We start from the raw sequence: 12,321 nt of genomic DNA on the forward strand, positions 1-12,321 counted from the left end.
CCGGGGCGTCCGCCTGTGGGGCAGGTGCTGCCGGCCGGCCTCAGCGTGGTCCGGGCCCCCGCTTCCCGACGACGGCACTCGCCGCCGCTTGCAGACCCGCCTCGAGCGGTCCCCGGCTCCGGCACAGGCGGAAGGCCAGCGCCACGGCGAGGCAGCCGGCCCACGCCACGAGCACGGCCACGTCCGTGTTCCAGCACCAGCCGGGGTCTGCGCAGAATGCGGACGGGCCCCGCAGCCCCGCGTCGGCCAGGGGCGCGAGCACCATCAGGTGTCCGACGTAGAGGGTGAGTGGGATCCGTCCCACCGTCTCGAGCGGCGCGGTCAGGACCCGCAGCGGCACCCGCCCCGACGCCCGCTCCCGCAACGGAACCCGCCCCGACGCCCGCTCCCGCAGCGGCACCCGCCCCGGTGCCCGCTCCCGCAACGGAACCCGCCCCGACGCCCGCTCCCGCAGCGGCCCGGAGGCCACGGCTGAGGGGACGACGGTCGCAGTGCGGTCGGCGAGCAGCACGGCCAGACCGAGCAGGGCCGTGGCCGCCCCGGCGACGCGCACCGCCTCGCCCATGCCGCCGCCGTGGGGCACGGCCAGCGCCAGCCACAGCGGGTCCGGGATGAGCCAGACCAGGGCGTGCTCTCCGGTCAGCAGGGTGGCCCGCAGCGTCTGAAGGTCCACGCCCGTGGCGGCGGAGATCCGCGCCCGCAGGGACTCGTCGCGGGGGAGGGCCAGCCACACGGCGGCACCGGCTCCCCAGGCCGCCGCGCCGGCCGCCAGCATCCGCCCCGCGGCACGCGGCAGCTCTCCCCGGTCCCGGGCGGCCTCGACGGCGCGGCCCAGTCCGATGCCCAGCAGCAGGAAACCGCCCCAGGCCAGCACCGGGTAGTAGCCGGTGAGCAGCAGGTCCGAGAGCAGCACGCCGGGCCGGAGCAGGTCGGCGGGAGCCGGCGAGGTCCAGAGCCGGCCGTCCACGGACACGGCGGTCCGGCCCAGGAAGGACCAGCCCAGCGTGGTCAGGGCGAACACGGCCACGGGTCCGAGCAGGGTCCAGGACACGCCGGCGGCCAGCGCAGTCCGGACCCGCAGCCGCAGCAGGGCAGGAGCCAGCGTGAACAGCACGCCGTAGTGGCACAGGATGACCGCCACCGGTGACTCGAGCAGGCCCAGCAGCAGCCCGAGCAGGAACAGCAGCCCCGCGCGGACCAGGAGGCGGGCGGTTCGCCGGGGGTGAGGGTCCGTCGTCGGGAGGCCGGCGGAGCCGGGAGAGGGCCAGTGGAGTGCGAGGGAGACGCCGGCGACCACCACGAACACCGCCGAGGCGAGCCCGGCGAACGCCAGGTGCTCCCAGGAGGGCGAGCCGTCCACCGCCGTCGGGTTCCCCACATGCACGGCCACCATGCCCAGCACCGCCAGCCCGCGGACGGCGTCCACGCCCCGCACACGACGGGCCGGGCGATCCGACGCGGGGCCGCGCCCGGATGCGGGGGAGGAGGCAGAGGTCACGGCAGGCTCCCGAGACGGCGGCGGACGGCGGGCGGTGCGTCTCCGCATGGCGAGACGGCCCCATTCTCCCAGGTGGCGGGCGGTAGGCTGGGCCCATGAGTGAGATCCGCGCCAGCCTCGCACCCGTCGACCCCGTGTTCGGCACCGTCGTGCCCGCCATGGTCACGCCCATGCGGCCGGACGGCTCCGTGGACCTGGACGCCGCCCAGGCGCTCGCAGAGCACCTGGTGGACAACGGCGCCGACGGTCTCGTGGTCACCGGCACCACCGGCGAGACCTCGACCCTCACGGACGAGGAGAACGTCGCCATGTTCCGCGCCGTCGTGGAGGCGGTCGGCGGGCGCGCGAAGGTCGTCGCCGGCACCGGCACGAATGACACGAACCACTCTCTGCACCTGAGCCAGGCGGCCGCCGAGGTCGGCGTGGACGGCCTGCTCCTGGTGACCCCGTACTACAACAAGCCCCCGCAGGCCGGCATCGCGGCGCACTTCCGTGCGGTCGCGGACAAGGTCGACCTGCCCATCATGCTCTACGACATCCCGGGACGCTCCGTGATGCCGATCCAGGCCGAGACGCTCCTGTCCCTGGCCGAGCACCCGAACATCGTGGCCCTCAAGGACGCCAAGGGCGACCTTCAGTCCACGACCACCGTCCTGGCCGAGACCGACCTGGTGGTCTACTCCGGCGACGACGGCGCCACCCTGCCGCTGATGTCCCTGGGCGCCGTGGGCGTCGTCTCCGTGTCCGCCCACGTGGCCCCCGCGAAATACCGCGAGCTCGTGGACGCCGCCAACGCCGGCGATATCGCCGCCGCCCGGAAGGCCCACTTCGAGCTGGACCCGGTCCAGCGCGGCATCATGACCCACGTCCAGGGTGCGGTCGCCGCCAAGGCCGTCCTCGCCGCCCAGGGCGTCATCCCGGCCGCCACCGTGCGGCTGCCGCTCGTCGAGGCCACCTCGGACGAGCTCTCGATCATCCGCGCCGACCTCGCGGAGGCCGGCATCACCTTCTAGAAGGGAAACCCACACCATGCCCTCAGGCGCACGCCTGCAGACCCCGCCCAAGCTCAAGAAGGGCGCACTTAGGATCGTGCAGCTCGGAGGTCTCGAAGAGGTCGGCCGCAACATGGTCACCTTCGAGATCGACGGCAAGATCCTCGTCGTCGACTGCGGCGTCCTCTTCCCTGAGGACACCCAGCCCGGCGTCGACCTGATCCTCCCGGACTTCTCGTACCTGAAGGACCGGCTGGAGGACATCGTGGGCATCGTGCTCACCCACGGCCACGAGGACCACATCGGTGCCGTGCCGTACCTGCTGCGGCTCAAGTCCGACATCCCGCTGATCGGCTCCCAGCTCACCCTCGCCCTGATCGAGGCCAAGCTCGAGGAGCACCGCATCAAGCCGCTCACCCTCGCCGTGAAGGAGGGGGACACCGAGCGTTTCGGCCCCTTCGAGTGCGAGTTCGTGGCCGTCAACCACTCCATCCCGGACGCGCTCGCCGTGTTCGTCCGCACCGCCGCGGGCACCATCCTGCACACCGGCGACTTCAAGATGGACCAGCTGCCGCTCGACGGCCGCATCACGGACCTGCGCGCCTTCGCCCGGCTGGGCGAGGAGGGCGTGGACCTGTTCATGACGGACTCCACCAACGCGGAGGTCCCGGGCTTCACCATGACCGAGAAGGAGATCGGCCCGACCATCGAGCGCTACTTCGCGGACGCGCGGCAGCGGATCGTGGTGGCCTCCTTCTCCTCGCACGTGCACCGTGTGCAGCAGGTCCTGGACGCGGCCGCGAAGCACGGCCGCAAGGTCGCCTTCGTCGGCCGCTCGATGATCCGCAACATGGGCATCGCCTCGAAGCTCGGCTACCTGGACGTGCCCGAGGGCCTGCTCATCGACGCCCGCAAGGTGGACAAGTACCGGGACGACGAGGTCGTGCTGATGTGCACCGGCTCCCAGGGTGAGCCGATGGCCGCCCTGTCCCGCATGGCCAACGGCGACCACCAGGTCCAGCTGGAGGAGGGCGACCTCGTGGTCCTCGCCTCCTCGCTGATCCCGGGCAACGAGAACTCCGTCTTCCGCATCATCAACGCCCTCATGAAGCTGGGCGTGCAGGTGGTGCACAAGGGCATGGCCAAGGTGCACGTCTCCGGCCACGCCTCCGAGGGCGAGCTGCTCTACAGCTACAACATCGTCAAGCCGCGCCACGTCATGCCGGTGCACGGCGAGACCCGCCACCTGATCGCCAACGGCCGCATCGCGCAGAAGACCGGCGTGCCGGAGGAGAACATCGTCCTGGCCGCCAACGGCACCGTGGTGGACATGGTGGACGGCCGCGTCCGCGCCGTCGGCGAGATCGACTGCGGCTACGTCTACGTGGACGGCTCCTCGATCGGCGAGATCTCGGACGCGGACCTCAAGGACCGCATGGTGCTCGGCGAGGAGGGCTTCGTCTCCGTCATCACCGTGGTGAACCGCCAGTCCGGCAAGATCATCTCCGGCCCGGACATCCACGTCCGCGGCGTGGCCGAGGACGCCAAGGTGTTCGAAGGCATCAAGCCCAAGATCGCCCGCGCTCTCGAGGAGGCCGTGCAGTCCGAGAAGACGCACACCACCCACCAGCTGCAGCAGGTCGTCCGCCGCACCATCGGCACCTGGATCAACCGCAAGCTGCGCCGCCGCCCGATGATCGTCCCGGTGGTCATCGAGGCCTGAGCGGGGCGCAGCCTGCCGCGCGTCGCCCGCCACACGGGCCGCGCGTCGGCAGCGCCGCCCGGGCCCGCCGGCCGCTCGTCGCCTGCAGGCCGGCCGCCCGAAGCCCCGCGGTGTCCTCCTGGGACGCCGCGGGGCTTCGCGGTACCGTAGGAGTGATATGGCGACTCGTACTTCCCCCGCGCGCTCGTCGTCCTCCTCCACCCGTTCCCGCTCCGGCTCCGGCCGGTCCGGGGGCTCCACGCGAGGCAAGGGCGCGACCACCAAGACCACCGTCGACCTGGACCGGCCGCCGCTGCCGGTCCGGGTCCTCCACGCGATCTGGATGGCCCTGGCCACCCCGGTCGGCGCCGTCGTGCGCAAGCTCGGCCCGGACGTGCGCATCCCGCGCGAGGACCGCCGGGACGGCACCGGCTTCCTGCTCGTGCTCCTGGCGGCGCTCGTCGCCGCCGTCGAGTGGTGGGGCCTGCGGGACGTCACCGAGTTCGGCCGCATCGTCAACGCGGTGGTGGCCGGCACCGTCGGCTGGTTCGCCTTCCTCGTCCCCTTCGTCCTGGTGATCATCGCCGTACGCTGCTTCCGCACGCCCACCGAGCACCGGACCAACGGACGCATCATCATCGGACTGCTGGTCGCCACGGTCGCAGGCTCCGGCATCGCCCATCTCGCCGGGGGACTGCCCTCGGCGGCCGAGTCCTTCGAGGACATGCTGCGCGCCGGCGGCATGGTCGGCTACCTCGCCACCAGCCCCCTGGCCTCCCTGCTGACGGCCGTCCCCGTGTGGGCGGTCATGATCGCTCTCGCGTTCTTCTCCATCCTCATCATCACGGCCACCCCGCTCGGGGCCATCGGCGAGCGTCTCCGCGCCGGCTACGCCTGGCTCACCGGGCAGGACCCGCAGGCCGCCGCCGAGGCCGCCCGCGAGCGCAAGGCCGCCCGTCGGGCCCGCCGCGAGGGCCACGCGGACGAGGACGGCACCGAGGGCTCTGAGGGTCGCACGCACCCGGACCACGACCAGTCCTACCTGGACTCCACCTCCCGCGCCGCCGACGCGCCGGCCCCGGCCCGGCGCCCCGGTCTGTTCGCCCGCCTGTTCGGCCGCGGCCGCCGGGCCGAGGAGCCCGTGGAGCCGGAGTACACGCAGACCCGCGCCTACGACTCGGCCCTCGTGGACGAGGAGGAGACCGCCGCCGTGCCCGCGGACGAGCAGCCCACCCAGGCGCTGTCCCGTCCGCTCGACGACACCGGCCGCCGCTCCGGCTCCCACGTCTTCGACGCCGCCGCGGACTTCCCTGAGGCCGAGGACGAGACCGCCGGCCCGGACACCGAGGAGCTGCCGGCCGTCCCGGCGGGCGTGAAGCGCCCGACCGCCGCGGACCGCGCCCTCGAGCAGGTCCGCGAGCACGCCCGTGCCCAGCAGGCTTCCCGCCCCGCGGAGGCGGACGCCTCCGCCCGCCCGGTGGCGAAGCATGCCGGCGAGGACTGGACCGACGCGCCCGGCGAGGCGGACGCGGACGGCAGGGGGCCGTCGTCGTCCGCGGATGCCGCCGGCGCCCCGGCCGTGCAGTCCGTCTCCACCCCGGAGCCGGTGCCGGCCGTGCCGTCCGTCCCGGCCAAGACCGAGCAGCTCGAGCTCGGCGGGGACGTGTCCTACACGCTGCCCGAGTCCTCCCTGCTGCCGGCCGGACCGGCGCCGAAGGAGCGCTCGGAGTCCAACGACCGGATCGTGGAGGCGCTGACCACCTGCTTCCAGGAGTTCAAGGTGGACGCGAAGGTCACCGGGTTCTCCCGCGGCCCCACCGTGACCCGCTACGAGGTGCACGTCGCCCCGGGCACCAAGGTGGAGAAGGTCACCGCCCTGGAGAAGAACATCGCCTACGCGGTGGCGTCCTCTGATGTGCGCATCCTCAGCCCCATCCCGGGCAAGTCGGCGATCGGCATCGAGATCCCGAACACGGACAAGGAGGTCGTCGTCCTCGGCGACGTCCTGCGCTCGCAGGCCGCCCAGCGCAACGAGCACCCGATGATCATGGGCGTCGGCAAGGACGTGGAGGGCGGCTACGTGGTGGCCAACCTGGCGAAGATGCCGCACATGCTCGTCGCCGGCGCCACCGGTGCGGGCAAGTCCTCCTTCGTGAACTCGATGATCACCTCGATCCTCATGCGCGCCACCCCGGACGACGTCCGCATGGTCATGGTGGATCCGAAGCGCGTGGAGCTCACCGCCTACGAGGGCGTCCCGCACCTGGTGACCCCGATCATCACCAACCCGAAGAAGGCCGCCGAGGCCCTGCAGTGGGTGGTGAAGGAGATGGACACCCGCTACGACGACCTCGCCGCGTTCGGCTTCAAGCACATCGACGACTTCAACAAGGCCGTCCGCGCCGGGAAGGTCCAGCTGCCGCCGGACTCGAAGCGTCAGCTGCGCCCGTACCCGTATCTGCTGGTGATCGTGGACGAGCTCGCGGACCTGATGATGGTCGCGCCGCGTGACGTGGAGGACGCGATCGTGCGCATCACCCAGTTGGCCCGTGCCGCCGGCATCCATCTGGTGCTGGCCACCCAGCGGCCGTCCGTGGACGTGGTCACCGGCCTGATCAAGGCCAACGTGCCCTCCCGCATGGCGTTCGCCACCTCCTCGGTGACCGACTCCCGCGTGGTCCTGGACCAGCCCGGTGCCGAGAAGCTCCTCGGCCAGGGCGACGCCCTGTTCCTGCCCATGGGCAAGTCCAAGCCGATGCGTGTGCAGGGCGCCTGGGTCAACGAGTCCGAGATCCACGCCGTGGTGGAGCACGTGAAGTCCCAGATGCAGGTCCAGTACCGCGACGACGTGGTGCCGGAGAAGGCCGAGAAGGTCATCGACGAGGACATCGGAGACGACCTGGACCTGCTGCTGCAGGCGGTGGAGCTGGTGGTCACCACCCAGTTCGGCTCCACCTCCATGCTGCAGCGCAAGCTCCGCGTGGGCTTCGCCAAGGCCGGCCGCCTCATGGACCTCATGGAGTCCCGCGGCGTGGTGGGCCCGTCCGAGGGCTCCAAGGCCCGCGACGTGCTGGTCAAGCCGGACGACCTGGCCGGTGTGCTCGCCACCATCAGCGGCGACGCCCCGCCGGAGCCTGCCCCCGCACCGGCCGGCGAGGCCTCGTCCGGCGGTGCCGGCGCGGGTGCCGGAGCCGCCGGCGGCGACGGCGCCCGTGACCTGGTGGCCGAGGACCTGGACAATCGTCCTCAGGCCCAGCAGTGGCACGATGAGGACGACGCGGAGGGGTCTGAGGACGCATGGCAGCTGACCGGCCGATGAGCGGCTCTGTGAACGGTGCCGATGCGCCGACCCCGTCGGACGCCTCCGAGCAGGCGGCGGCCTCGCAGACCCCGCCTCAGCACTCCAACTGGAACCTGCCGAACGTGCTCACCGCGGTGCGCATCGTCATGGTCCCGTTCTTCGTGTGGGCGCTCTGGGCCGGCGGCCCGTGGGGCGAGAACTCCACCGCCGCCCGCTGGATCGCGTTCGTGCTCTTCGCCGCGGCGATGTACACGGACAAGCTGGACGGGGACATCGCCCGGGCCCGCGGGATCGTGACGGACTTCGGCAAGATCGCCGACCCCATCGCGGACAAGCTGCTCACCGGCGCCGCCCTGGTGGTCTTCTCCCTGCTCGGCGAGCTGTGGTGGTGGGTCACCGTCCTGTTCCTCGTGCGCGAATGGGGGATCACCCTGCTGCGCCTGGTGGTGATCAGGTACGGCGTCATGCCGGCCTCCAGGGGCGGAAAGCTCAAGACGGTGCTGCAGACCGCGGGCATCGGCTTCCTGTCCATGCCCCTGTTCGAGGTCCTCGGTTTCTGGTGGGCCTATGTCGGCTGGTTCTTCCTCGGCGCCGCGCTCGTGGTGACCGTGGTGACCGGCGTCGACTACGTCCGCCAGGCGGTGCTGCTGCGCCGCGAGGCCCTCGCCTCCGGGCGCGTGAACGGCTGAGTCCGGTGCCGGTGCCCTGAGGAGATCCACATGACGACGACGGCACAGCCCTCCGCCTTTCTCCTCGCCCTGGTCCGGGGGCTGAGGGAGCGGGGCCTGACCCTGGCCTGCGCCGAGTCCCTCACCGCCGGCCGCGTGGCGGCCGCCGTGGCCGACGTTCCCGGGGCCTCGACCGTGCTGCAGGGCGGGGTGGTCGCCTACCAGAACCGCGTGAAGCACGAGGTGCTCGGCGTGGACGCGCAGGTGCTGGACACCCGCGGCGCCGTGGACCCGGAGACCGCCCGCCAGATGGCCGCCGGCGCGCGCCGCCTCGTCGGCGCGGACATCGGGGTCTCCACCACCGGCGTCGCCGGTCCGGAACCGCACCAGGGCAAGGCCGTGGGGACGGTCTGGGTGGGCCTGGCCGTCGGTGAGGAGCTGGCGGATCAGGCGGCCGTCGTCGTGGGCGAGGGCGGTGAGCCGCAGGCGGACGGGACGGTCACGGCGGCCCGGCTCCTCCAGCTGGACGGGGACCGCGAGGCGATCCGGGCCCAGTCCACGCAGGCCGCCCTGGCCATGGTGGCCGAGCTGCTCGGCCGCTGACGTGCGCGGACCCACGCCTGCCGCGCCGCCGGTTCGCCGCGGGCGGCCGGACACTCACAGCGGACCGACAGGCCCCGGTCCCTCGACGGGCCCGCCCCCACCGGCCGTACGGTGCTCCAGTGACCCCACGCGACACCGAGATCCCCTTGCACTGCCCGTCTGAGTCCGCTCCCGACGGCGGCGGCCGCCACGTGGTCGGGCTCGTCGCCGACCCAGGTCTGCCGTTGCGGCTGGCCGAGGACATGGCGCAGACCCTGCCGGAGGTGCTCTCCGCCCGGCTCGGGGACACGACCGACTGGGAGGTGCGCGTTGTGGAACGGGCGCTGCCGGTCTCGGCCGACGGCGGCATGATCCTGCCGGAGGCCATCCACGAGCTGGCCGATCAGCAGGGGTGGGACACCGTGGTGGCCGTCGTGGACCTGCCCCGCTTCGAGGATGGCCGTGGCGTGGTCGCGGACGTGGTGCCGGCCGAGCGCTGGGCCGTGGTCTGCGTGCCGGCGCTGGGTGTGCTTCGCACCCGCCATCGTCTGCGCGAGACCCTCGCGCGAGTGGTGGGCCACGTCCTGGGCGAGGAGCACGTCGGCGCGGCCGAGGACCTCGAGTTCGACGCGGACTCCGGCCGCGCCCGCACGGATCTCAGCGCGGGGCTGACCCCGCTGCCGCACACCGAGACGCGTGCCGAGACGGAGGGCCTGCTGCCGGACGGCACACGGTCAGGGACGGTGTTCGCCCGCGGGCTGCGCGGTCGACTGCGGCTGCTGTCGGGCATGGTCGCCGCCAACCGACCGCTGCAGATGCCGCGGTCGATGAGCTGGACACTGGCCTCGGCCGGGGCGGTCGGCGCCTACGGCATCTTCTTCGGCTCGATCTGGGTGCTGTCCAACGAGATGTCCATTGCCCGGCTGACCGCCGTCATGCTGGTCTCCCTCGCGCTGCTGGTGGTCTGGCTGATCACCGCGAACGGGATGTGGGCGCCCTCGGCGGGCAACAGGGGGCGGGCGGGCCTGGACAATGCGGCCACGCTGGTTACCGTGGGGGCCGCCGTTTGTGTGCTCTACGCGGGGCTGTTCCTCGGCCTGGCACTCGTGGCAGGGCTGATCATCCCGCAGGGCTACCTGGCGGCCGAGCTCGACGGCTCCGCCGGGGTGGGGGACTACGTGGCCCTGGCGTGGCTGGCCACGTCGATGGGCATGATCGCCGGCGCCGTGGGCTCCAGCTTCGACGATTCCGAGGCGATCCGCACGGCCACCTACTCCCGCCGTGAGCGGCGCCGCCGGGAGGCGGCCGAGGAACGCGCTCGAGCGGACTGAAGGTCACGGAACGGAAAAGTTCGCCCCGGCGGGAATGAACACCGAACCGGTGCGGTTGTCCTGAACGAGTCAAGAACAGAGGGCGCGATCGGACCGGGCGACCTCAGCGCTGTGGTCCAGGGAACGTCCAGGAGGTACCGATAGACATGATGAGGCACCCCATCCACGCCAACGGCATCACCCGCTGGGTCCAGGACGGACCGCAGGCTGAGGCCCACCAGACCCCCGCCGCCCCCGAGATCAAGGAGCGCTCCATGCCCACCCTCCGTCACGAGATCGGCGACGTCCTCCGCGACGTCCGCCAGCGCCAGGGCCGCACGCTCCGCGAGGTGTCGCACGACGCGCGCGTCTCCCTCGGCTACCTGTCCGAGGTGGAGCGCGGCCAGAAGGAGGCCTCCTCCGAGCTGCTGGCCTCGATCTGCGACGCACTCGACGTGCCGCTGTCCGCCATGCTCCGCGAGGTCTCGGACCGCATCGCCGAGCAGGAGGGCGTCATCGTCCCGGACACCGTGCCGGACGAGCTGACCGCAGACCTCGGCGGCTCCGGCCGTGTGGGCACCCTCGCCCACTGATCGTCGGATCCGCTGCTCCACGACGACGGGCGGTCGCCTTCACACGAAGGCGACCGCCCGTCGTCGCGTCACGGCGGCACGCCGCCGTGACATCATCGACACCGCACGCCCGGGCAGGGCGCGCTCCCGTGGCTCCGCGCCGCGGACCGAGAGACGATCCGAGAGGACCTGCATGCGCCGCAGCGAGTTCACCCGCCTCGTGGTCGAGGAGTTCGGCCCCGCCCGGGGGCCGGTGATCGTGGACACCTTGAACCTGCCCGGGCTCGACTGCACGGGCGCCGAGGCGTTGGCGAAGGGGGTGGACCCGCGGGACGTCTGGCGGGCGATCTGCGACCTGCAGGACGTGCCGGAGGAGCGCCGGCTCGGCCGGGACATCCCGCCGAAGGGGTGAGCGCCGGACACGCCGCACCGTATCGAACACATGTTCGAAGATGTGCGGTAGTGTCCTCCACAGCAGACCGAACGCGGGCTGCCGTCCACAGATCCGCCGGCGCGCCCTATCGTGTCGGCGCCCGTCCGTAGTGTCGTCCACGAGCGGATCGGACGGACCCGCGCCGGGCCCCGCGGCCCGGACCGAAGACCACACATCCAGAGGTGAAAGATGAGCACCGACACCGGCAACGACCGTCAGAAGGCCCTCGACGCCGCCCTGGCCCAGATCGACAAGCAGTTCGGCAAGGGCTCCGTGATGCGTCTGGGCGAGCAGTCCCAGACCCCGGTCGAGACCATCTCCACCGGCTCCGTCGCCCTGGACGTGGCCCTCGGCACCGGCGGCCTGCCCCGCGGCCGCGTCGTGGAGATCTACGGCCCGGAGTCCTCGGGCAAGACCACGGTCGCCCTGCATGCGGTGGCCAACGCCCAGCGCAACGGCGGCATCGCCGCGTTCATCGACGCCGAGCATGCGCTCGACCCGGTCTACGCCCGCAAGCTCGGCGTGGACACGGACGCCCTGCTGGTCTCCCAGCCGGACACCGGCGAGCAGGCCCTCGAGATCATGGACATGCTCGTCTCCTCGGGCTCCCTGGACATCATCGTCGTCGACTCCGTGGCCGCGCTCGTGCCGCGCGCCGAGATCGAGGGAGAGATGGGCGACTCCCACGTCGGCCTGCAGGCCCGCCTCATGTCCCAGGCGCTGCGCAAGATCACCGGCCGCCTGGCCCAATCCAAGACCACCGCGATCTTCATCAACCAGCTGCGCGAGAAGATCGGCGTGTTCTTCGGCTCGCCGGAGACCACCACCGGCGGCAAGGCCCTGAAGTTCTACGCCTCGGTCCGCATCGACGTGCGCCGCATCGAGACCCTCAAGGAGGCCGGCAACCCGGTCGGCAACCGCACCCGCGCCAAGATCGTGAAGAACAAGATGGCCCCGCCTTTCAAGCAGGCCGAGTTCGACATCCTCTACGGCGAGGGCATCTCCAAGGAGGGCGGCCTGATCGACATGGGCGTCGAGGAGGGCATCGTGCGCAAGTCTGGTGCCTGGTTCACCTATGACGGGGACCAGCTCGGCCAGGGCAAGGAGAATGCGCGCCGCTTCCTCAAGGACAACCCGGACCTGGCCCTCGAGATCGAGACCCGGATCCTCCAGAAGCTCGGCATTGTGCCGGACGAGGACGCCGAGGCGGAGGGCGAGGAGCCCGCGCTGACGGCCGTCCCGGACGCCGGCTGATCCGCCGCA

General features: G+C 72.2%; 10 protein-coding genes. 9 read left to right on the forward strand and 1 reads right to left on the reverse strand.

Annotated features, from left to right (window positions below; all coding sequences use genetic code 11):
- Positions 1-40: 40 nt before the first annotated feature.
- The gene (locus tag CEQ11_RS05540; protein WP_193762991.1) at positions 41-1,426 is read right to left on the reverse strand and encodes a heparan-alpha-glucosaminide N-acetyltransferase domain-containing protein; all 1,386 of its coding nucleotides are present in this window, start codon (positions 1,424-1,426) and stop codon (positions 41-43) included.
- A gap of 167 nt (positions 1,427-1,593) precedes the next feature.
- On the opposite strand from CEQ11_RS05540, the gene dapA reads away from it, so the two are divergent.
- From dapA to recA, 9 genes are all read left to right on the forward strand, one after another.
- A complete protein-coding gene (dapA, locus tag CEQ11_RS05545) occupies positions 1,594-2,511 on the forward strand; it encodes a 4-hydroxy-tetrahydrodipicolinate synthase (protein ID WP_088477997.1) in 918 nt (305 codons plus the stop codon).
- A gap of 16 nt (positions 2,512-2,527) precedes the next feature.
- Complete coding sequence (locus tag CEQ11_RS05550; RefSeq protein ID WP_088477998.1) at positions 2,528-4,213, forward strand: ribonuclease J; 1,686 nt, start codon at positions 2,528-2,530, stop codon at positions 4,211-4,213.
- 157 nt (positions 4,214-4,370) lie between these two features.
- Positions 4,371-7,511 (forward strand): DNA translocase FtsK, encoded by a 3,141-nt coding sequence (locus CEQ11_RS05555; RefSeq protein WP_102957491.1) that lies wholly within the window; start codon positions 4,371-4,373, stop codon positions 7,509-7,511.
- Complete coding sequence (locus tag CEQ11_RS05560) at positions 7,508-8,182, forward strand: CDP-alcohol phosphatidyltransferase family protein (RefSeq protein ID WP_088478000.1); 675 nt, start codon at positions 7,508-7,510, stop codon at positions 8,180-8,182. Before CEQ11_RS05555 ends, CEQ11_RS05560 begins: the two co-directional genes overlap by 4 nt.
- Before the next feature lie 30 nt (positions 8,183-8,212).
- Entirely contained in the window at positions 8,213-8,764 is a 552-nt protein-coding gene (locus CEQ11_RS05565; protein WP_088478001.1) for a CinA family protein, read from the forward strand.
- A 119-nt stretch (positions 8,765-8,883) separates the two neighbouring features.
- Positions 8,884-10,074: a hypothetical protein gene (locus CEQ11_RS05570; protein ID WP_088478002.1), complete on the forward strand. Its 1,191-nt coding sequence runs from the start codon at positions 8,884-8,886 to the stop codon at positions 10,072-10,074.
- Between the two features lie 146 nt (positions 10,075-10,220).
- On the forward strand, positions 10,221-10,646 hold the full coding sequence (locus tag CEQ11_RS05575; protein ID WP_070639338.1) for a helix-turn-helix domain-containing protein: 426 nt from the start codon (positions 10,221-10,223) through the stop codon (positions 10,644-10,646).
- A gap of 172 nt (positions 10,647-10,818) precedes the next feature.
- The gene (locus CEQ11_RS05580; RefSeq protein ID WP_070639340.1) at positions 10,819-11,037 is read left to right on the forward strand and encodes a DUF3046 domain-containing protein; all 219 of its coding nucleotides are present in this window, start codon (positions 10,819-10,821) and stop codon (positions 11,035-11,037) included.
- Positions 11,038-11,247: 210 nt separating this feature from the next.
- A complete protein-coding gene (recA, locus tag CEQ11_RS05585) occupies positions 11,248-12,312 on the forward strand; it encodes a recombinase RecA (RefSeq protein ID WP_067189877.1) in 1,065 nt (354 codons plus the stop codon).
- Positions 12,313-12,321 lie beyond the last annotated feature (9 nt).

Origin of the sequence: Micrococcus sp. FDAARGOS_333, from assembly GCF_002206575.2 — a bacterium.
In the GTDB taxonomy this organism is placed as follows: domain Bacteria; phylum Actinomycetota; class Actinomycetes; order Actinomycetales; family Micrococcaceae; genus Micrococcus; species Micrococcus lylae.